The sequence below is a fragment of the Gordonia sp. SID5947 genome, assembly GCF_009862785.1.
In the GTDB taxonomy this organism is placed as follows: Bacteria; Actinomycetota; Actinomycetes; order Mycobacteriales; family Mycobacteriaceae; genus Gordonia.
This window is the reverse complement of record NZ_WWHU01000001.1, coordinates 290,472-310,146: the sequence shown is the minus strand read 5'-3', so window position 1 is coordinate 310,146 and position 19,675 is coordinate 290,472. Positions and strand designations below refer to the sequence as shown.

16 protein-coding genes and 1 pseudogene are annotated in these 19,675 nt (G+C 66.2%); 6 read left to right on the top strand and 11 right to left on the bottom strand.

The window, feature by feature from the left end:
- Nucleotides 1-101 precede the first annotated feature (101 nt).
- Nucleotides 102-1,136 carry a heat-inducible transcriptional repressor HrcA gene (gene hrcA, locus GTV32_RS01500; protein WP_161058651.1) on the bottom strand — a complete coding sequence of 345 codons (1,035 nt, stop codon included), beginning with the start codon at nt 1,134-1,136 and terminating at the stop codon, nt 102-104.
- A gap of 149 nt (nt 1,137-1,285) precedes the next feature.
- Between hrcA and GTV32_RS01495 the strand changes: the two genes are divergently transcribed.
- Nucleotides 1,286-1,744 (top strand): type II toxin-antitoxin system VapB family antitoxin, encoded by a 459-nt coding sequence (locus GTV32_RS01495; protein WP_161058650.1) that lies wholly within the window; start codon nt 1,286-1,288, stop codon nt 1,742-1,744.
- 33 nt (nt 1,745-1,777) lie between these two features.
- On the opposite strand, the gene hemW is transcribed toward GTV32_RS01495, so the two are convergent.
- On the bottom strand, nt 1,778-2,977 hold the full coding sequence (gene hemW, locus GTV32_RS01490) for a radical SAM family heme chaperone HemW (protein WP_161062273.1): 1,200 nt from the start codon (nt 2,975-2,977) through the stop codon (nt 1,778-1,780).
- 419 nt (nt 2,978-3,396) lie between these two features.
- Here hemW and GTV32_RS01485 point away from each other — a divergent pair, with 419 nt between their 5' ends.
- The 5 genes and pseudogenes from GTV32_RS01485 to GTV32_RS01465 all read left to right on the top strand — a co-directional run bounded on the left by GTV32_RS01485 (nt 3,397) and on the right by GTV32_RS01465 (nt 9,018).
- Nucleotides 3,397-5,193, top strand: coding sequence for a nitrite/sulfite reductase (locus tag GTV32_RS01485; protein ID WP_161058649.1), 1,797 nt, complete (start codon nt 3,397-3,399; stop codon nt 5,191-5,193).
- On the top strand, nt 5,190-5,936 hold the full coding sequence (locus GTV32_RS01480) for a phosphoadenylyl-sulfate reductase (protein WP_161058648.1): 747 nt from the start codon (nt 5,190-5,192) through the stop codon (nt 5,934-5,936). Before GTV32_RS01485 ends, GTV32_RS01480 begins: the two co-directional genes overlap by 4 nt.
- A pseudogene (cysD, locus tag GTV32_RS01475) lies at nt 5,933-6,882 on the top strand (sulfate adenylyltransferase subunit CysD). The gene GTV32_RS01480 and the pseudogene cysD overlap by 4 nt, the downstream one beginning before the upstream one ends.
- Nucleotides 6,882-8,186, top strand: coding sequence for a GTP-binding protein (locus tag GTV32_RS01470; protein WP_161058647.1), 1,305 nt, complete (start codon nt 6,882-6,884; stop codon nt 8,184-8,186). Before cysD ends, GTV32_RS01470 begins: the two are co-directional and overlap by 1 nt.
- Nucleotides 8,187-8,208: 22 nt before the next feature.
- Nucleotides 8,209-9,018 (top strand): sirohydrochlorin chelatase, encoded by an 810-nt coding sequence (locus GTV32_RS01465; protein ID WP_161058646.1) that lies wholly within the window; start codon nt 8,209-8,211, stop codon nt 9,016-9,018.
- On the opposite strand, the gene GTV32_RS01460 is transcribed toward GTV32_RS01465, so the two are convergent.
- The 9 genes from GTV32_RS01460 to lepA all read right to left on the bottom strand — a co-directional run bounded on the left by GTV32_RS01460 (nt 8,956) and on the right by lepA (nt 19,662).
- Nucleotides 8,956-9,951 (bottom strand): TOBE-like domain-containing protein, encoded by a 996-nt coding sequence (locus tag GTV32_RS01460; RefSeq protein ID WP_161058645.1) that lies wholly within the window; start codon nt 9,949-9,951, stop codon nt 8,956-8,958. The genes GTV32_RS01465 and GTV32_RS01460 overlap by 63 nt on opposite strands.
- Nucleotide 9,952: 1 nt before the next feature.
- Nucleotides 9,953-10,882 carry a sulfate ABC transporter permease subunit CysW gene (cysW, locus tag GTV32_RS01455; protein WP_161058644.1) on the bottom strand — a complete coding sequence of 310 codons (930 nt, stop codon included), beginning with the start codon at nt 10,880-10,882 and terminating at the stop codon, nt 9,953-9,955.
- A complete protein-coding gene (cysT, locus tag GTV32_RS01450) occupies nt 10,879-11,730 on the bottom strand; it encodes a sulfate ABC transporter permease subunit CysT (RefSeq protein ID WP_161058643.1) in 852 nt (283 codons plus the stop codon). The genes cysW and cysT overlap by 4 nt, the downstream gene beginning before the upstream one ends.
- Nucleotides 11,727-12,785: a sulfate ABC transporter substrate-binding protein gene (locus tag GTV32_RS01445; protein WP_161062272.1), complete on the bottom strand. Its 1,059-nt coding sequence runs from the start codon at nt 12,783-12,785 to the stop codon at nt 11,727-11,729. The genes cysT and GTV32_RS01445 overlap by 4 nt, the downstream gene beginning before the upstream one ends.
- Nucleotides 12,786-13,076: 291 nt before the next feature.
- A complete protein-coding gene (locus GTV32_RS01440) occupies nt 13,077-13,277 on the bottom strand; it encodes a hypothetical protein (protein ID WP_161058642.1) in 201 nt (66 codons plus the stop codon).
- A 180-nt stretch (nt 13,278-13,457) separates the two neighbouring features.
- On the bottom strand, nt 13,458-14,747 hold the full coding sequence (locus GTV32_RS01435) for an amidohydrolase (RefSeq protein ID WP_161058641.1): 1,290 nt from the start codon (nt 14,745-14,747) through the stop codon (nt 13,458-13,460).
- Between the two features lie 43 nt (nt 14,748-14,790).
- A complete protein-coding gene (locus GTV32_RS01430) occupies nt 14,791-15,690 on the bottom strand; it encodes a cation diffusion facilitator family transporter (RefSeq protein WP_161058640.1) in 900 nt (299 codons plus the stop codon).
- A complete protein-coding gene (locus GTV32_RS01425; RefSeq protein WP_161058639.1) occupies nt 15,687-17,726 on the bottom strand; it encodes a M3 family metallopeptidase in 2,040 nt (679 codons plus the stop codon). Before GTV32_RS01425 ends, GTV32_RS01430 begins: the two co-directional genes overlap by 4 nt.
- Nucleotides 17,727-17,730: 4 nt before the next feature.
- The gene (gene lepA, locus GTV32_RS01420; RefSeq protein WP_161058638.1) at nt 17,731-19,662 is read right to left on the bottom strand and encodes a translation elongation factor 4; all 1,932 of its coding nucleotides are present in this window, start codon (nt 19,660-19,662) and stop codon (nt 17,731-17,733) included.
- Nucleotides 19,663-19,675 lie beyond the last annotated feature (13 nt).

Sequence of the window (19,675 nt, the reverse complement as noted above, 5' to 3'; positions counted from 1 at the left end):
GTCCTCTATCTCACACTTGGTCTGTTGGTTGCGGCGTCTGCGGTCGTGGCCGGCCGGCGGCATCTCTGTCGGACCGGGGCCGCACGTGGCAGCCACACAGGTCAGCGATCGGACAAGACCTCGCCTACGTACTTGGCAACGGCCGCGACCGACGCGATTGTTCCCGGATAGTCCATGCGTGTGGGACCGACCACTCCGACGCCGCCGAACACCGTGCCCGATGCACCGTACCCTGTCGACACGACCGACGTTCCACGCAGGTTCTCGGTCTGGGTCTCCTCGCCGATCTGGACGGTGACGCCTCCCATCCGCTGTGTGTTCGCGAGCAACTTCAGCACCACGACCTGCTCTTCGAGGGCGTCGAGCACCGAATCCATGCCTCCGACCACCGGGGTGAAGTCGGCCGCCGCCCTGGCCAGGTTGGACGTTCCCCCCAGGACCAGGCGGTCGTCGCCGCGTTCCACCAAGGTCTCCACCAGCACTGTCGCCACGTTGATGACCGCATCGCGGATGTCATCGGGGGCGTCGTTGGCCACCTCGGCGACAGCGGCGGAGGCCGCCTCGAGCCGCTTGCCGTAGAGCGCTGCGGAGAACATGTCGCGCAGCCGTACGAAGTCGTCCTCGGCGAGGTCACCACTGAGCGCAACCATGCGCTGTTCGACGCGGCCGGTGTCGGTGATCACCACCAGCAACAACCGCGACGGCGACAGCGAGACCACCTCGAGGTGTCGCACGGTGGCCGTCGACAACACCGGGTACTGGATGACCGCGACCTGACGTGTCAGCTGCGCGAGGAGTTTGACCGACCGCCTCAGCACGTCGTCGAGATCCACGCCGGAGTCGAGGACCGACAGGATGGCACGCCGCTCGGCCGCCGACAGCGGCTTGACCTCGCTGATCCGGTCCACGAACATCCGGTAGCCCTTGTCGGTCGGCACGCGGCCCGAACTCGTGTGCGGCTGGGCGATGTAACCCTCGGCCTCGAGGACTGCCATGTCGTTGCGCACCGTCGCGCTCGACACCCCGAGCTGGTGGCGATCGACGATCGCCTTGGAACCGATGGGCTCCTGCGATTCGACGAAATCCGTCACGATCGCGCGCAGGATCTCGAATCGACGATCATCGGTACTCGACACGCGACACTCCTCCCGGCACTGAACTCTCCCATACAGTAGGTGACGTCCATCTTACGAACAGTGGCGCGAAACCCGTCGGAACCGGTTTTTCGCGCCGGGCCGCGCCGGATGCTCGCCATCGCGCCGGCCGAAGCTCAGGAAGTGTCGGGATGATCTTCAAGGGGGTGCGGGAGGGTAAGCCCTATCCCGACCACGGGTTGTCGGGGCGCGGATGGGCGAAGATCCCGCCGCGCCAGTTCCGTCTGAACGAGCTGACCACTGTGACGACGGTGCTGGCGCTCGATCGGCTCCTCAGCGAGGACTCCACCTTCTACGGCGACCTGTTCTCCCACGTCGTGCGATGGCACGGAGAGCTGTATCTCGAAGACGGGTTGCACCGCGCGGTGCGGTCGGCGCTGCGGAACCGACACGTCATCCATGCCCGGATGCTCGATCTGGACGCACTCGACCTCGACCTGGATTCGGGTGCCGCACCGGTCGAGGACCAGGTCGACACCGCCGAACTGCCGTCGCCGGGACGCGAGTCGGCCGGCGGGCTCCATCGCCGCGGTGCACGCAGTACCGGCTGGACGGTCCCGGTGGCGGGTCGGCAACCACCCGAATGGTGAGGACACCGCACGGCGCCCGGACCGCAGGTGACCTCAGCCCGCGACCAAGATCTCCCGGACCACCCGGTCGGCGAGCAACCGACCCGCATCGGTCAGCACGAGCCTCGCGCCGACGCTGCCCACGTGTTCGAGCAGGCCGTCGTCGATGAACTCCGACGCCCGCTGATATTCACCCGCGGTGAGTTCGTCGACGCCGAGCCCGTCGCGGCACCGAGCTCTGAGCATCACCGCTTCGAGATGCCGGTCCTCCGGCGTCAAGATCTCGTGGCCGCCGATCGGGAGTTGCTCGGCGGCAAGCGAATCCGCGTAGCGCGCCGGATGTTTCAGGTTCCACCACCGCACGCCGTTCACGTGCGAGTGGGCCCCCGGACCGATCCCCCACCAGTCGTGGCTGTACCAGTACGCGAGGTTGTGCCGGCACTGCGCGGCACGCGATCTGGACCAGTTCGACACCTCGTACCAGTCGAACCCCTCGGTCGACAGCCGATCGTCGAGGATGCGGTAGCGATCGGCCAGCACGTCGTCGTCGGGAGCCGGCAAGTCGCCGCGCCGGATTCGTCGGGCCAATGCCGTGCCGTCCTCGACGATGAGCGCATAGGCGGAGACATGATCCACCGCGGTGGAGAGGACGGCATCGAGACTGGCATGCAGGTCGTCGTCGGTCTCGCCCGGCGTGCCGTAGATGAGGTCGAGGTTGATGTGGTCGAACCCTGCGGCGGTCGCCTCGCGTGCCGCGGCGACCGCCCGGCCCGGCGTATGGGTGCGGTCCAGAGTGGCCAGAACATGCGGCGCCGCCGACTGCATGCCGAGTGAGATGCGGTTGAAACCGCCGGCCCGCAGGCCGTCGAAGAACTCCGGCGACGTCGACTCCGGATTGGACTCGGTGGTCACCTCGGCATCGTCGGCGAGGTCGAAAAACTCGGTGACCGAACTCAACAGTCTCGAGAGGCCCGCCGCGCCCAACAGTGAGGGTGTACCGCCGCCGACGAAGACCGTGGAGACCGGCCGGCTCGGGTTCAGCAGGCGCGCAGCACTTCTCAGCTCCCTGTCGACGGCCTCCTGCCAGGACTCCGGCGACGACGAACTGCCCAACTCACCCGCGGTGTAGGTGTTGAAGTCGCAGTATCCGCACCGTGTCGCACAGAACGGCACGTGGAGATAGAGACCCAGCGGCGTCTCGCCATCGACCGCGCCGCACGCGGCGCCGACCGCATCGGCGGTGCCGGGTTCCATCTCGATCTTCACCCCTCCATCATGCGCGCCTGACGCGCCGGGACGACGACCGCACCGGCTGCGCGACGTCGGCCAGGCACCGGGAATACCTCCCACCTGGCGTGCCTTGAGTTCTATGAACGCACCTCGCGGCAGGGCTTTGCCTCACCGTGAGGGAAAATAACCCCAAGTAGACGAGGCGAGGGGGATCGTGGCACTATGAACGGCGTGACTTCCCCAGGGGTGTGGCTCGCAGCCCGACGCCACATCGATCTCAAGCGCGTCTGCAGCGCATTCTGTCGTCTGTAGACGACGTGCTCACTGTCGCCTGACGACAGATCGGCCTCGAGGAGTCCCCGCTCAGCCGCGGGTATGCCAGCACGTTTCCAGCCCACTTCCATGTGAACGCTGACGCATGCTGCGTCGGCTCAGGAGACTTCATGACGTCCACCACCGACGATCTTTCCGTGACCACCTCGGACGCGCCAGAGGCGGCAGCGCCGGTAGCGAAGGATCGGACCGCCGGGTCGAAGGCGGCCGGCGACCGTCCGGCCGCAGCAGAGCGGCCTGCCCGCAAGGCCCGGCCGACCAAGCGGCGCGCCGAGGGCCAGTGGAAGCTCGGCTACCGCGAACCGCTCAATCCCAACGAGCAGGTCAAGAAGGACGACAATCCGCTCAACGTGCGGGCCCGGATCGAGAACATCTACGCCAAGCAGGGCTTCGACTCGATCGACAAACAGGATCTGCGTGGTCGTATGCGCTGGTGGGGTCTCTACACCCAACGCGCCGAGGGCTACGACGGGACATGGACCGGCGACGAGAACATCGACCTTCTCGAGGACAGTCACTTCATGATGCGCGTGCGTTGCGACGCCGGTGCCCTGAATGTGGCCCAGCTGCGCACGATCGGCGGCATCTCGACGGAGTTCGGCCGGGACACCGCCGATCTGTCTGATCGCGAGAACGTCCAGTACCACTGGATCCGCATCGAGGACGTCCCCACCATCTGGGAACGACTCGAGGCCGTCGGACTCAAGACGACCGAGGCCTGCGGCGACTGCCCGCGTGTGGTGCTCGGGTCACCGCTGGCCGGTGACGCCGTGGACGAGGTCCTCGACCCGACCTCCGCGATCGACGAGATCGTCCGCCGCTACATCGGTGACCCGCAGTACTCCAATCTCCCGCGCAAGTTCAAGACGGCGATCTCAGGCCTGCAGGACGTCTCGCACGAAACCAACGACGTCGCATTCATCGGGGTGAACCACCCCGAGCACGGTCCAGGGCTCGACCTCTGGGTCGGCGGCGGGCTCTCCACCAACCCCATGCTCGCCCAGCGGGTCGGTGCCTGGATTCCGCTCGACGAGGTGCCCGACGTCTGGGAGGGCGTGGTCGCCATCTTCCGTGACTACGGCTACCGCCGGCTGCGCGCCAAGGCCCGCCTGAAGTTCCTCATCAAGGACTGGGGCATCGAGAAGTTCCGCCAGGTGCTCGAGGACGAGTACCTGGGCCGCAAGCTCATCGACGGCCCGGCACCGGAACCACTCACCTCCACGCGGGATCACGTGGGCGTCCAGAAGCTGAAGAACGGTTTGAACGCAGTCGGTTTCGCCGCGATCGCAGGCCGTGTCTCCGGCACCATCCTGACCGCCGTCGCCGATGCCGCGGAGCGGGTCGGGTCGGACCGCATCCGGTTCACGCCCTACCAGAAGCTCGTGGTCCTCGACGTCCCCGACGACAAGGTCGAGCAACTGATCGGAGAGGTGTCCGAGCTCGGCTTGTCCGCGCGGACCTCGAACTGGCGCCGGAATCTGATGGCCTGCAGCGGTATCGAGTTCTGCAAGCTGTCTTTCACCGAAACCCGCAAGCGATCCCAGCGACTCGTCCCCGAGTTGGAGGAACGGCTCGCCGACATCAACTCCCAACTCGACGTCCCGATCACCGTGAACATCAACGGATGCCCCAACTCGTGCGCGCGCTCTCAGATCGCCGACATCGGGTTCAAGGGCCAACTCGTCGACGACGACAACGGCGGCCAGACCGAGGGTTTCCAGGTCCACCTCGGCGGCAGCATCGGCCAGGATGCCGGATTCGGCCGCAAGCTGCGGCAGCACAAGGTCTTCTCCACCGATCTCGGCGACTACATCGATCGGGTCGTCCGGAACTTCGTGGAGCAGCGTGAAGATGGAGAACGGTTCGCCCAGTGGGCCGTTCGCGCCGATGAGGAGGCACTGCGATGAGCACGGTCACCACCACAACAGGGCGCCGTCACACCGAGGAGGAGTTACGGGCGATCGCCGAGGCGGGCGCCCGCGACCTCGGCGCGGACGCGTCCCCGGAGGATCTGCTGCGCTGGACCGCGCAGACCTTCGGCGACAACTTCGTCGTCGCCTCCAACATGCAGGACGCGGCACTCGTCGATCTCGCCAGCAAGCACGCCGACAGCGACCGCCTGCACGGCGAGAAGCTCAAAGTGCTCTTCCTCGACACCGGTTACCACTTCGCCGAGACCCTTGGCACCCGGGACGCCGTCGAGCAGGTCTACGGCGTGGAGATGGTCAACCTCACGCCTGAGCACACCGTCGCCGAACAGGACGAACTGTTGGGCCGCAACCTGTTCGCCAGCAATCCCGGCGAATGCTGCCGGTTGCGCAAGGTGGTTCCGCTGAAGTCCGGCCTGTCACACTACGACGCCTGGGTGACCGGCATCCGCCGCGTCGAGGCCCCTACCCGGGCGAACGCGCCGCTCATCTCCTTCGACGAGGGCTTCGGGCTCGTGAAGATCAACCCGATCGCCGCGTGGTCGGACGAGACCATGCAGGACTACATCGACTCCAACGGGGTGCTGGTCAATCCATTGGTCGACGAGGGCTACCCGTCGATCGGTTGCGCCCCGTGCACCGCCAAACCCGAACCCGGATCCGATCCGCGCAGCGGCCGTTGGGCCGGTCGCGCCAAGACAGAATGTGGGCTCCACGCATGACCATCGCCGACGCAACCGTCACCAGCAGCGCCTCCGCGGTCGAGGCCGACGCCGACGATTTCTCCACGCTCGACGCTCTCGAGTCCGAGGCCATCCACATCTTCCGTGAGGTGGCCGGCGAGTTCGAGCGTCCGGTGATCCTCTTCTCGGGCGGCAAGGACTCCACGGTGCTGTTGCACCTGGCGCTCAAGGCCTTCTGGCCCGCTCCCCTGCCGTTCTCGCTGCTGCACGTGGACACCGGCCACAACCTCACCGAGGTGCTGGAGTTCCGCGACCAGGTGGTCGAGCGGCACGGGTTGCGCCTGCACGTGGCGAAGGTGGAGGACTATCTCGCCGACGGACGACTCACGGAGCGTCCCGATGGTGTCCGCAATCCGTTGCAGACCATCCCGCTGCTCGACGCGATCACCGAGAACCGCTTCGACGCCGTCTTCGGCGGCGGCCGTCGCGACGAAGAGCGCTCGCGCGCCAAGGAGCGAATCTTTTCCTTGCGCAACGCCTTCGGTCAATGGGATCCGAAACGCCAGCGACCTGAGCTGTGGAACCTCTACAACGGCCGCCACGCGCCGGGTGAGCACGTCCGCGTGTTCCCGCTCTCGAACTGGACCGAACTCGACATCTGGCGCTACATCGCCCGCGAACAGGTGTTGCTGCCGCAGATCTACTACGCCCACGAGCGCGACGTGTTCCTGCGCGACGGCATGTGGATGACCCCGGGTCGTGGGGTGGTCCGCGCGACGGCGAGACCCTGGAACGCCGCTGGGTGCGCTACCGGACCGTCGGCGACGGATCGTCGACCGGCGCCGTGCTCTCCGACGCCACCGACAACGATGCGGTGCTGGCCGAGGTGGCCGCCTCGCGACTCACCGAGCGCGGCGCGACCCGCGGCGACGACCGGGTCTCCGAGGCCGCGATGGAAGACCGCAAACGCGAAGGATACTTCTGATGTCACACGCTCCCGACCTTCTCCGTATCGCGACCGCCGGCAGTGTCGACGACGGCAAGTCGACCCTCGTCGGCCGGCTGCTCTACGACACCAAATCGGTTCTCGCCGACCAGATCGACGCCGTCACCAAGGCGTCGGTCGACCGCGGCCTCGAGGGGCCCGACCTGTCGCTGCTGGTGGACGGACTGCGCGCCGAGCGCGAGCAGGGCATCACCATCGACGTCGCGTACCGCTACTTCGCCACGCCTGCAAGGTCATTCGTCCTCGCCGACACCCCCGGGCACGTGCAATACACGCGCAACACCGTATCCGGTGCGTCGACCGCCCAGCTGGTGATCTTGCTGGTCGACGCACGCAACGGAGTGGTCGCGCAGACGCGTCGCCACACCGCGGTGATGGCACTCCTCGGGGTGCCGCAGCTCGTGTTGGCCGTCAACAAGATCGACCTGGTCGACGACCAGGAGGCAGCCTTCGCACAGATCTCCGCCGAGTTCACCGAGCTCACGCGGTCGTTGGGATGGTCACCGGAGCAGGTGACCGCCATCCCGGTGTCTGCCCTGCACGGCGACAACGTCGCCACCCGTTCCGAGAACACCCCGTATTACCACGGTCCGGCGCTGATCGAACACCTCGAGACGGTCCCGAACGTTCCCGATCCGCGGCCTGTCGGGCTGCGTTTCCCGGTTCAGTACGTGATCCGACCGCGCACCCCCGAGTACCCCGACTACCGCGGATATGCGGGGCAGATCGCGGCCGGTCGTGTCTCGGTGGGTGACGAGGTGGTGATCCTGCCTTCCGGCGTCCGGAGCACCGTCCGTCAGATCGACACCGCCGACGGCGAACTCACCACCGCTCACACCGGTCGCAGCGTCACGCTGCTCCTCGACGATGACGTGGACGTCTCGCGCGGCGACCTCATCGCCGCAGTCGCAGACGCACCGGAACCGGCCCAGCAGTTCACCGCGACCGTCTGCTGGCTGGCCGAGAAGCCATTGCGTCCGGGCGCCCGGTTGCTGCTCAAGCACGGCACCAGGACCACGCAGGCAATCGTCGGCGGGCTCGAGGTGTTGTTCGACGAGCAGACGCTGACACAGATCGACGGCCCGGACACGGTGGAGCTGAACCAGATCGGTCGTATCGCGATCCAGACCGCAGAACCGATCGCCCCGGACGACTACCAGGTCAACCGCGAGTCCGGCAGCTTCCTGCTGATCGATCCGCAAGGCGGCAACACCCTGGGCGCCGGCCTCGTCGGCGACGCCCTGGCGAATCTGCATCTCTCGGACACGCCCGAACTCGTCTGAGCTCGTCGAGGATTCGGTTTCGGTGACTCCCACCCTGCTGCTGGTCGCACACGGTAGTCGTGACGCGCGCTTCCCGGCTACCGCCGGCCGCGTCCGCGACGCCGTGTCCTGCGCGCTGCCGGGTGTCGACGTACGGTTGGCGTATCTCGATCTCAACGCACCGCTGGTCGGCGATGCACTCGGGGAGATCGCCGGCGACTGTGTGGCGGTGCCCCTGCTCTTCGCCGCCGGGTATCACCAGAAGATCGATCTCCCCGCGATCATCGCCGAACACGACCGGCCCGGTCGCGTGGTGATCCGATCCGAGGTCATCGGAACCTTCCCGCTGGCGAATGCACTGGCCGATCGGCTGTCCGAGGCCGGGGTGGGCGCGTCGGCAGAAGAGCGTGTCGGCATCATCCTGAGTGCCGTCGGTTCATCGGATCCCGGCGCCGATCGCCACGTCCGGCGCAGGGCCATCGAGCTGTCCACTCTGCTGAACCGACCGGTGGAGGTGGTGTTCGCCACCAAGCTCGGACCACGAGAGCAGCACCTGCGCAACGCTGTTCGACGGCTCCGCACCGCGGGCGCGGACCGCATCGCGGTGAGCCCATACTTCCTGTCCGCGGGACTGCTCACCGAACGGGTCGAGGCCGCGCTCGACACCCATGCGCCAGGCGCCCTGGTCGCCGGACCGCTGGGCGCCCACCGCGACATCGTCGACGCGGTGTGCCACCACTATTGGTCTGCGGCATCCGAACTCACCACCCCGCACCCGGGACTCGCACACTCAGGAGTCGCTGAGTGCGGCCACCTTCGTTGCACGGGCGTAGATCGCCTCTCCCGCTTGTAGATTGAGTGCGTTGGCGTCGCCTCGCGTGATCTGGGCCTGGAACTCGTCACCGGTGGTGGCCGCGATCAGTTCCACCCGGGTCTCGAATCCGAGGTGGACCACGCGCGCCACCGTCGCCTTGATCACACCGGTGTCGAGCGACGCATCCGCCGCCGGCAACGCCATCTCCGGGTTCCGTCCGATCCGGATGTCGTGCGGGCGCACCAGTTCTCCGTTGAGTCGCACGGTCGAGCCGAGGAACGATGCCACGAATTCGTTGGCCGGACGGTCATAGAGGTCATCCGGTGCACCGACCTGCTCGATCCGCCCCTTGTTGAGCACGGCGATCCGGTCACTCACGTCGAGGGCCTCCTGCTGGTCGTGCGTCACCAGGACGGTCGTCACGTTGACATCCTCGTGTAGTCGGCGCAACCACTTTCGCAGATCCTCACGTACCTTCGCGTCCAGGGCGCCGAAAGGCTCGTCGAGGAGCAGCACCTGCGGATCGACCGCCAGGGCGCGGGCCAGTGCCATGCGTTGACGTTGACCGCCCGACAACTGCGACGGATACCGCCGCTGGAACACCGTGAGTCCCACGATGTCGAGCAACTCATCGACCTTGGCGTCTATCTGGGCCTTGGGCCGCTTGCGGATCTTGAGTCCGAAGGCGATGTTGTCGCGCACGGTCAGATGCTTGAACGCCGCGTAATGCTGGAAGACGAAACCGATGTCGCGCTTCTGTGGCGACGCACCCGACACGTCGTTCCCGCTGATGATGACGGTGCCCGAGTCGAGACTGTCCAGACCCGCGATCGCCCGGAGCAGAGTGGATTTCCCGGAGCCCGACGGCCCGAGCAACGACGTCAACGACCCTTCCGGGATGTCGATCGACACGTCGTCGAGCGCCGCGAAATCGCCATAGCGTTTGTTCGCCCCGATAACCGAGATGGACATGTCACACGCCTTCCTTGTGCTGCACGACTTGCCGGGCATCGACGGATGTGGGCCCGTGGGGGACGGTCAGATCGACCTCTGGCCCGGACTTGCTGCCTGCGGCGTAGGTCTCACTCGCATCCGCGTACCGCCCCTTCGCCCGCCGTTCGACGAGCGTCATCGCCACCAGGACGAGAATGGCCACCAGCATCAGCAGCGTCGCCGCGGCGTAGGCGCCGAACTCGTTGTAGTCATCGGTGTAGCGCGAGTTCACCAAGAGCGTCAACGTCTGCGAGATGCCCGGAAAGTTTGACGACACCATCGTCACCGCCCCGTATTCGCCGAGGGCACGCGCGATCGTGAGGACGATGCCGTAGGTGAGGCCCCATCGGATCGCGGGCAACGTGATGCGACTGAAGGTCTGCCATCCGTTGGCGCCCAGCGTCGCCGCCGCCTGTTCCTGCTCGGTGCCGATCTCGCGCAACACCGGTTCCACCTCGCGCACCACAAAGGGCAAGGTGACGAACAAGGTCGCGAGGACGAGGCCCGGGAACCCGAAGATGATGCGGAATCCCGTGCTCTCGATGCCGCCGAACCATCCCCCGTATCCCCACAGCAGGATGAGCGCGACACCTGCCACGACCGGTGAGACCGCGAACGGCAGGTCCACCACGCCCTGCAGGAATCCCTTGCCCGGGAACCGGCCCCGAACGAGGGCGAGCGCGGTCACGATGCCGAAGATCACGTTGAGTGGCACCACGATCACCACGATCAGCAGGCTCAGCTGCAGGGCGGCGATGGCTGCCGGGGTGGTGATCCATTCCCAGAACTGTCCGAGTCCGTGTTCGAACGATCGCCAGAAGATGAGCCCGACCGGTACGACCAGAAGGATGAACACGTAGAGGAGAGCGACGGTCCGCAGCGTGTAGCGCGTGAATCGGGAGACCTTCACCGATCCTGCTCCTCTCGCATCGACTGTCGACGACCGACGATCCGCAGGACGAGCAGCGCGACGAACGCGATCGCCAGGAGCATCACCGAGACCGCCGCGGCATTGACCGGTTCGTCGATCTCGATCTGCTGTTGGATGTACTGCGACGCCACCTGGGTGTCACCGGGAATGTTGCCGCCGATCAGGACCACCGAGCCGAACTCGCCGATCGCACGGGTGAAGGCGAGTCCGGCGCCGGTCAGGATGGCGGGTAGCAGCGCGGGCATGATGATCTTGGTCCAGATGATCCAGTTGCCCGCACCCAGGACCGCCGCGGCCTCCTCGACGTCGGTGTCGAGCTCGATGAGTACCGGCTGGACCTGCCGCACCACGAACGGGAGCGTGACAAATGTCAGCGCGACCACCAGCGCGGGCTTCGTCGCGTTGAGCTGGATGTCGATCGGACTGTTCGGACCATAGAGCGAGAGCAGCACCAGGCTGGCCACGATCGTCGGCAACGCGAACGGCAGATCGATGATCGCGTTGACGAATCCCTTGCCGGGGAAGTCGTCGCGCACCAGCACCCAGGCGATGAGCGTGCCGAAAACGACGTTGATGAGCGCGACGACCACCGACACCAGGACCGTGATCCACAACGCATCGAGTGCGTTGGGGTCGGAGATCGCATCCCAGAACCCGCCCCAGCCGTCGGTGAAGGCCTGCACGGTGATCGCGGCGAGCGGCAGCAGCACGATCACGCTGAGCCACAGCCAGGCGACACCGACCCCGAACGGTGAGACGCCGCTGAACGTTCGGTTGCGCCCGAGAAAACCTCCCGGCGCGGAGGGATCTGCCGTGTGCGTACTCATTGGCGGCCTCCGGCGTTGTAGATCTCGGTGATCGCGCCCTTGGCACCGAACAATGCGGTGTCGACTGCTTCCCACCCGGTCAGGGCCTTGCCGTCGTTCCCCGCAGCCGTTCCCGCTCCGAGGACCGCGCCGACCTCCTCGATCGTCCAGAGCTTCGCGATGTCGCCGGGAAACAGATCGTGGGTCCGGGCGATGACCTCCGGGACCACGGGCCGGAACCCCTCTCGCGCCCAGAGTTCCTGAGCCGTGGGGGTGAACAGGTAGTCGACAAACGACGTGGCCGCCGACTGGTCGGTGGAGCCGTTGACGACGGCGACCGGGTTCTCGATCTTGAAGGTCTGCGGCGGGAGGATGTAATCGACCTGTTCGTCTGCGGGCACCGACCCGTTGTCGCGGCTGAGCATGATCGCCTCGTTCTCGTAGCTGATCAGGACGTCGCCCTGCCCCTGCTCGAACGCGGTGGTCGCCTCGCGGCCGGATTTGGGCACCACCGTCACGTGATCCCGGACCAGTTCGCTGACGTAATCGAGACCGGCCCGCGAATCCCGGCCCCCGTTGCTCTTCGCTGCGTAAGGCGCGAGGAGGTTCCATTTCGCCGATCCCGAGCTGCCCGGATTGGGCGTGACGACCTGCACGCCCGGCCGCAAGAGATCGTCCCAGTCCCGGATGTTCTTCGGGTTGCCCTTGCGCACCACCAGGGCCACCACTGAACCGAACGGTGTGCTGTTGTTCGGTGCCTGTTGCTTCCAGTCCTCGTCGACGACGCCCTCTTTCACCAGACGTGTCACATCGGGCTCCACCGAGAAGTTGACGACGTCTGCGGGCACCCGACGGGCGACCTTGCGGGACTGGTCGCCGGAGGCTCCGTAGGACTGGGAGAAACCGATGTCGTGACCTGTCTCGGTTTCTCGAAATGCCGGGATGACGGCGTCGAACCCGGGCTTCGGTACGGCGTAGGCCACGAGGTTCAGGTGGCGCGTCCCGCTCGAGATGTCCGCACCTCCGGGCTGGTCGGTGGAGCCGGCCCCACAGGCCGTCACACACGTGATGCCCATGAGTGCGGCAGCCGCCACCACGACGGATCGCCATCTCTCCACGATCACGGATCTCGCCACCAATCCTCCCGGGGTCACACGTCTACACCGGGATGACCGAGCAATTGCCCCTCCGCCCCCGGCACAACCTTGGACGCGTAAACGCTAGCAATGCCCTTGCGACGTCCTCTGCATGTCAGGTACATGATTTGGGCCGCGTAGTTCGCTGTGCTAGCGGGTGAGCACCCACGCCAGGACCACGAGCACGAGCAGCGCGAGCAGCGCGATCGTCACACGGGAACGGATCATGTTCTAGAGCCCCTTCCCGTCGTCATCGGCGAACCGCCTGCGGTCGAGGATGTCGGACACGGTGTCGACCAGCAGATTGAGGGCCGCCGCGATCAGAACCGCCAACGGGATGACGACCACCAGGGTCACGAGGAGCTGCGGCACGAAGGACAGTCCCGTCAGCCACTCCTCGACACTGTCCCACCAGGCACTCACCGATGTCATCGTTCACCTCTTCTCGCAGTTCGGCCGAATCGGACACCGGTCGCGAGTTTCGCTCAGTCTGAATAAAACGCCCGACGGTCGGTCGCCGCTCGACCGGCGACCACAGGCTCGTGCCAATGGTATCGCCACCCCCGGCCCGGCAGACCACGCCGCCCGCCGAATCCGTCTCCGATCAGCGGATCATGCGGGCGCGGCACCGACGAGGTGATCGAATGCGACCTGGACGTGGATGCGAAGACTGTCGACGAGACACTCGTCATCGGCGTAGAAGGCAGGGCTGTGGTTCATCGCCAGACCCCGCCCGCCGTCGACGGGCGCGAGCGACGTGCCGGCGAACTGCGTGTCCTGTGTCCCGAAATTCAGGTAGGCCCCACCGAACGCGCGGGTGAACTCGGACATGTCGTCGTAGCCGAGCATGCCGGGCATCTCGACCAGCCGGTCGGGACCGATGACCCGCTTCACCGTGGGCAGGATCGCGTCGATCCACTCGGCGGTGTTGGCCAACGGCGGCACGTACTGCAGATACTCCACGACGGCACTCGCGCCGTATGCCGCGGCATGATGCTCGGCCATACGGCGCAGGTTCTCCTGGACCGTACTCATGTCGGTCTCGTCGAGGCAGCGGATGGTGCCCCACAACGTGACCCGTTCGCCGATGATGTTGAACCGGCCGACATCCTCGATGTGGCCGATCGAGACCGTCACCGCATCCGTCGCGGGCACCTGACGGTACAGCTGGCCGGTTCCCGAGATGATGTCCGCCACCGCGGGCATCGGATCCACGCCGAACCAGGGGGTCGACCCGTGCACCTGCTTGCCGACCACCTCGATCCGCACCAGACACGACGCCGCGTACTGATTGCCGATCCCGTAGCCGACAACACCTTTGGGCAGTGGGGCGACGTGCATGCCGAACATCATCGTGGGGCGCAGTGCGGTGAACGCACCGGCGTCGAGCATGGCCTTGGCACCGCCGACCTCATCGACGGGCGGACCCTCTTCGGCGGGCTGGAACACGAACATCACCGTGCCGGGCAATTCGTCGCGCACCGACGCCAGCACATCGGCCGCACTCAGCACCGTCGACGTATGACAATCGTGCCCGCAGGCATGGGCCACCGGGAACGGACCGCCCGGATAGTCGTCGTCGACGACGGTGGACGCGAACTCCACACCTGATGCCTCGGCGACCGGGAGTGCGTCCATGTCGGCCCGCAGACCCGCGACACGTTCTCCCGGGCGGCCACCATGCAGGACACCGACCACCCCGTGCCCGGCGATGCCGGTACGGACTTCGTCGAGGCCCGCCCGCCGCAGGCGGTCCGCAACCAGAGCCGACGTGTTGACCTCGCGGTTCGACAGCTCGGGGTGGGAATGGAGATGGTGGCGCGTCCGGATCAGTTCGCCCAGCGCGTCGCGCGCCTTCTCGTCCAGCAAAGCCCTTGTTGCGGCAACATCTTCGACGGTCATCGGGCCATTGTCCCCGATCCGCCGCTGTCGGATCGGCAAACGCTCAGTCGAGTCGCCAGGGTTCGTAGGCGCGCGGATCGTCGATCGGTTCCAGATGGGTGGCGACATTGAGGTGGTCGAGTGCCGACCGCAACTCGCCCTCCACTTCCTCGGCGACGTCGTGGGCGTGGTCGACCGACCAGGAACCGGGAACCAGCATGTGCATCTGAAGGAAGCGTTCGTGCCCGGCTTCCCGGGTCCTGATGTCGTGAAAGGCGATCCCAGCGGACCGGAATCGGTCGAGCACCTCGTCGATGATCGCGCGATCCTCGGCCGGCATCGCCGAATCCATCAGTCCGGCACCCGATCGCAGCACGAGGCGCCCACCGACCACGAGAATGTTGATCGCCACCGCGATCGCGACGACCGAATCCAGTGCCAGCCAACCTGTCACGGCCACCAGCGCGACCGCGACCACCACCCCTGCCGTGGTCCACACGTCGGTCAGGAGGTGTTTGCCGTCGGCTTCCAGAGTGAGCGACCGATGACGCCGCCCGATCCGCAACAAGATCACACCGACCGCACCGTTGACCATCGTGGCGACGACCGAGATCACCAACCCCAGTCCGACGGACTCGAGTTCACGGGGATTGATGAGGCGCTCGACCGCCGCGACAATGATCAGCACCGCGGCGACGACGATCATCACACCCTCGAAGACCGCCGAGAAGTACTCGACCTTGGTGTGTCCGAAGTTGTGCCCCTCGTCGGGCGGCCGTGCCGCGACGCGGAGCGCGATGAAGGCACCGACCGCCGCCACCACGTTCACCACGGATTCGGCGGCGTCCGAGAGCAGACCGACCGATCCGGAGACCTGCCACGCCGCGATCTTCATGAGGATGACGACGATCGACGCCGCGATACTCAGCGCCGCGAAGCGGGAGAGGTCCTTTCGTGCCGTCACGCAGCTCCCAATCCCCGCCGCACCAGCAGCGGGCCGATCTGGGCGCGACGGCCGATGAGTTTCTCATGGGCGACAAGTGGATCGACGCTGTCACCCCGGGAGAGGGTCGCGTCGGCGAACTTCTGCCCGCTGCTCCGCAGCAGACCACCTTCGGCGAGAAACCACTGCTCGGTCTCGGCGTCGAGAACCTCCGACCAGATGTAGGAGTAGTAACCGGCCGAGTAACCACCGCCGAAGATGTGGTTGAAGTAGGCGCTGCGATATCGCGGCGGGATGAGGTCGCTGTCGAAACCGGCCGACGTCAGCGCGGCACGTTCGAACGACTCGACGTCGTCGACGTGGACGTCGGTGGTGATGCGATGCCAGGCGAGGTCGAGAACGGCGGCGGCCAGATATTCGATCGTGGCATGCGCGCTCTCGGTGTTGGCCGACGCGCGAGCGGCCTCCGCCAGCTCTGCGGGGATCGGCTCCCCGGTCTCGTGGTGGCGAGCGTAGTGCGACAACACTTCCGGGTGCAGCGCCCACATCTCGTTGACCTGCGACGGGAACTCGACGAAGTCGCGCGGCACCGACGTTCCCGACTGCGAGGGGTAGTCGACCGCCGACAACAGACCGTGCAGAGCGTGACCGAACTCGTGGAACAGAGTGGTCAGCTGATCCATCGTGAGCAGGCACGCCTTGCCGTCGTCGGGTTTGGTCAGATTGAGCACGTTCACCACGACCGGCCGGGTCGACAGCACCGCAGACTGGTCGACGATGTTGTTCATCCACGCGCCGCCGCGCTTCGACGGCCGGGCGTAGTAGTCGCCGAGGAACAGACCGATACTCTGCCCGCTGTCGCCGAACACCTCCCAGATCCGCACATCGGGGTGATAGCCGGCCAGATCGGGCCGCTCGCTGAAGCGCAGCCCGTACAGCTGGCCCGCGGCATAGAAGACGCCACGCTCCAAGACCGCGTCGAGCTCGCAGTAGTTCGCGAAGTCATCCAGCGGGACAGCAGATTTCGACCGCCGATCCCGTTCCAGCCAGAAGGTGAGGTCAGCCGGACCGATTTCGTGGCCTGCCAGCTGCGACAGCCGCGCCACCTCGCGACCGCCGGCCCGCGTGGCGGACTCGGTCAGTTCACCGAGCAGCGCGGTCACCGACGCCGCGTCCGGCGCGGTCTCCTCGGCGATCACGTAGTCGGCGTGATCGGAATACCCGAGCAAGCGGGCGCGCCGAGCCCGCAGACCGACGATCTCGAGGACCAGTTCGCGCGTGTCATGGTCGTTCCCGCGCGCACATCGGTTCACCGAGGCCTCGAAGACTCGTTGCCGCACAGCGGGATCGGTCAGTGAGGTGAGTACCGATTGACTCGTCGGAAGCTCCAGCGTGATCAGATGTCCGGTCTCGTAACCGGCGTCCGCGGCCGCCCGACGCGCGGCGCGGATCTCCCCGTCCGACAACCCGTCGAGATCTGTTGCGTCGTCGACCAGCACCGCAGAGGCATTGGTGTCGTCGAGGATCTTCTGCGAGAACGTCGTCGTCAGAAACGCCAGCCGCGACGAGATCTGCCGCATCTGTTCCTGGTCGTCCGGCCCGAGCCCGGCGCCGGCCCGGACGGATTCGCGATAGCGCTTGGCCAGCAGCCGTTCCTGCGCCTCGGTGAGCGCCAGATCGGCCCGGCGCTCATAGAGCCCGGCGATCCTCGCGAACAGTCGACCATCCATCGCGATGGTGTTGGCGTGGTCGGTGAGCAGCGTCGAGAGCTTCTGGGAGATCTCGTTGCGGGCCGGATTGGTGTCCGGCCCCACCAGGTTGAAGAACACTCCGCTCGCGCGCGCCAGATCACGGCCGGAGAACTCGAGCGCCTCGATCGTGTTGCGAAAAGTCGCCGGTTCCGGGTCGGTCGCGATCACCTCGACCTCGGCGAGCTGGGTCGCCATCGCCTCGGCGAAGGCGGGGAGGAAGTCGTCGTCCGCGATCGACGCGAAGTCGGGCAGGCCGTGCGGCAGTGTGCTCTCAGCGAGAACCGGATTGACCTCGCGACGATTCATCGAACTATTTCCCCTTCGGTTTGTCTCCGCCGGCGTCGGTGGACAGGGCCGCGACAAACGCCTCCTGCGGGACATCGACACGGCCGATCGTCTTCATCCGCTTCTTGCCCTCTTTCTGCTTCTCGAGCAGCTTGCGCTTACGACTGATGTCACCGCCGTAACATTTGGCCAGCACGTCCTTGCGGATCGCCCGGATGTTCTCGCGGGCGATGATCTTCGACCCGATCGCAGCCTGGATCGGGACCTCGTACTGCTGGCGTGGAATGAGTTCCTTCAGCTTGGTCGTCATCTTGTTGCCGTAGGTGTAGGCGCCATCTCGGTGCACGATGGCACTGAACGCGTCGACCGCTTCGCCCTGCAACAGGATGTCGACCTTCACGAGGTCGGCCTCCTGCTCGCCCGCCTCCTCGTAATCGAGACTCGCGTAGCCGCGGGTCCGCGATTTGAGCGCGTCGAAGAAGTCGAAGATGATCTCCGCCATCGGCAGCGTGTAACGCAGTTCCACGCGGGTCTCGGAGAGGTAGTCCATGCCGCCGAGTTCACCGCGCCGCGACTGGCAGAGTTCCATGATGGTGCCGACGAATTCGCTCGGCGCGATGATCGTCATCTTCACGATGGGTTCGTAGATGTGCTTGGCCTTGCCTGCGGGCCAGTCCGACGGGTTGGTCACGGTGATCTCGGCGCCGTCCTCCATGATCACGCGGTACACGACGTTCGGTGCGGTCGAGATCAGATCGAGGTCGAACTCACGCTCGAGACGTTCGCGGGTGATCTCCATGTGCAGCAGGCCGAGGAATCCGCAGCGGAAGCCGAATCCCAGCGCCACCGAGGTCTCCGGCTCAAAGGTCAGCGCGGCGTCGTTGAGTTGCAGCTTCTCGAGGGCCTCGCGCAGCACCGGGTAGTCCGATCCGTCCACCGGATAGAGTCCCGAGTAGACCATCGGCCGCGGCTCGCGGTACCCGGTCAGCGCCTGGTCGGCGCCGTTGCGCGCGGTGGTGACGGTGTCGCCGACCTTCGACTGGCGCACATCCTTCACGCCGGTGATCAGGTAACCGACCTCGCCGACGCCGAGGCCCTTGGAGGGTTTCGGCTCCGGCGACACGATGCCGACCTCGAGGAGTTCGTGCGTGGCGCCGGTCGACATCATCAGGACCTTCTCGCGCGGGACCACCCGGCCGTCGACGACACGCACGTAGGTGACCACACCCCGGTAGGTGTCGTACACCGAGTCGAAGATCATGGCGCGGGCCGGGGCGTCGGCATCACCGATCGGAGCCGGGATCTCGTCGATCACCTTGTCGAGGAGCGCCCCGACCCCCGCACCGGTCTTGCCGGACACACGCAGCACGTCGTCGGCCTCGCAGCCGATGATGTGCGCGATCTCGGCGGCGTAGCGATCGGGATCAGCGGCCGGGAGATCGATCTTGTTCAGGACCGGGATGATGGTGAGGTCGTTCTCCATCGCGAGATAGAGATTCGCGAGCGTCTGGGCTTCGATTCCCTGGGCGGCGTCGACCAGCAGGACCGCGCCCTCACAGGCCTCCAGCGCTCGTGACACCTCATACGTGAAATCCACGTGACCGGGGGTGTCGATGAGATGGAGTACGTAGTCGGTGGACGAACCGTCGGCGTCGGTGACAGTCCACGGCAGGCGCACGTTCTGCGCCTTGATGGTGATACCCCGCTCGCGCTCGATGTCCATCCGGTCGAGGTATTGCGCCCGCATCTGTCGTTCCTCGACCACGCCGGTGAGCTGCAACATCCGGTCGGCCAGGGTGGATTTTCCGTGGTCGATGTGGGCGATGATGCAGAAGTTCCGGATCCGCGCAGGGTCGGTGAAGGTGGTGTCGGCGAAGTTGGGAATCGAACTGCTCCTCGGAACGTGCGTGGCATGGTTCGCGGTCGGTGCGGCCGCATCTGTAGACCAGTTTCTCATGCCTGACCGTGAT